Raw genomic sequence first — 391 nt, 5'->3', positions numbered from 1 at the left:
ACACAAAGGCCAGCAGGGGGCCGGCAGGAGCCAAGAAAAGGCCGGGAAGCGCAGAGCGGGGAGGACGGACAAGGAGGTCAAGCAAGCCCAGGAACACGCCGAGGGCATGCGAGCCAGCGCCGGGTGAGCCACGGCCGGAGCGGCAGGCAGAGAGGAGGAAGAAGAAAGAGGAGAAATGAGAAAGGGAGCGGAGAAGAGGGGAAGAGAGGAGGCGATTGAGCCGGGTTGCATCTTGCCGGATCCGACGGGACAAGGAAAGAAGAGGAGAGAGAGGGGAAAGGGAGAGAGGAGAAAAGAAGAGAGAGGAGAGAAAGGAAAGGGAAAGGAAAAGAAAAGAGAAGGAAAGAAGGAAAAGGAGAGGAAGGAGAGGAAAATGAATGAGAAGAAGAAT

At 56.5% G+C, this 391-nt stretch carries 1 protein-coding gene; it reads left to right on the top strand.

Going from position 1 to position 391, the window contains the following annotated elements; all coding sequences use genetic code 11:
• A partial coding sequence (locus GNP95_RS26350; protein ID WP_230874019.1) for a hypothetical protein occupies nucleotides 1-219 on the top strand: 219 nt, incomplete at its 5' end.
• Nucleotides 220-391: the final 172 nt, after the last annotated feature.

The sequence above is a fragment of the Paenibacillus woosongensis genome, from assembly GCF_009725165.1.
GTDB classification, from domain to species: Bacteria; Bacillota; Bacilli; order Paenibacillales; family Paenibacillaceae; genus Fontibacillus; species Fontibacillus woosongensis.
This window is presented reverse-complemented; position numbering and strand designations above follow the sequence as displayed.